The organism is Streptomyces sp. MB09-02B, from assembly GCF_033794485.1.
Classification (GTDB): Bacteria; Actinomycetota; Actinomycetes; order Streptomycetales; family Streptomycetaceae; genus Streptomyces.
This window is the reverse complement of sequence record NZ_JARGEE010000971.1, coordinates 1-716: the sequence shown is the minus strand read 5'-3', so window position 1 is coordinate 716 and position 716 is coordinate 1. Positions and strand designations below refer to the sequence as shown.

General features: G+C 69.3%; 1 protein-coding gene. It reads right to left on the bottom strand.

The features are described from left to right. Positions 1-671 (bottom strand): helix-turn-helix domain-containing protein (locus P1P70_RS45390; protein WP_319248440.1); only part of this gene is annotated, 671 nt, incomplete at its 3' end. Between the last annotated feature and the right edge of the window lie 45 nt (positions 672-716).

Genomic DNA, 716 nt, shown 5'->3' with positions numbered 1-716 from the left:
TGGCGACGCGGCTTGCGCCGGGCGCGACCGGTCCGCAGGGCGCGGGCCAGCTCACGGCGCAACTCTCCGCGTCCTTGGAGGTAACGAGCCTGGTAAACCGTCTCGTGGACCACATGCATCTCCGGCCGCTGGGGGAACTGGGCCCGCAGAGCCTGGCAGATCTGCTGCGGACTCCACCGTAGATGCAGGCGGTCGTGGATGAAGTCCCGCAGCTCGCGGTTCCGGCTGATCTTTCCCGGCTTGGGGCGGGGCCGGCGGGCATCGGCGCGGGCCTGGGCGGCGTGCGGCCGGTACTGGCCGTTGCCCGGATGCCGGTTGCGGCGGATCTCGCGGCTGACGGTGGACGGGCTACGGGCCAGTTCGGCCGCGATCGCCCGGACCGTCGCCTTCTCCCGCAGCCGGTCAGCGATGTGGATCCGGTCAGCCTCACGCAGATACCGGGACGGGCCAGAAGGCGGCACCACCGCGTTGATCGGTGGTGCCGCCTTCTGCCTGTGGTCGGCGCTGCGGCCGTTACGCCACTTCCTGCCGGTCCGCTCGTCGATCCCGACCAGCCGGCAGGCTTCCTTGTTGCTGTAGCCCTGTTGCACGAGCCGGGAGTATTCCGTCCGTTCCCGGCTCAGCTTCACAGGCCCCTGAGCCGTCCGGTCCCCACGAATCTCGAAGTCCATTGCCACCCCTGAACTGGGGTGTTGCAACGACCACTAGAACTGAAG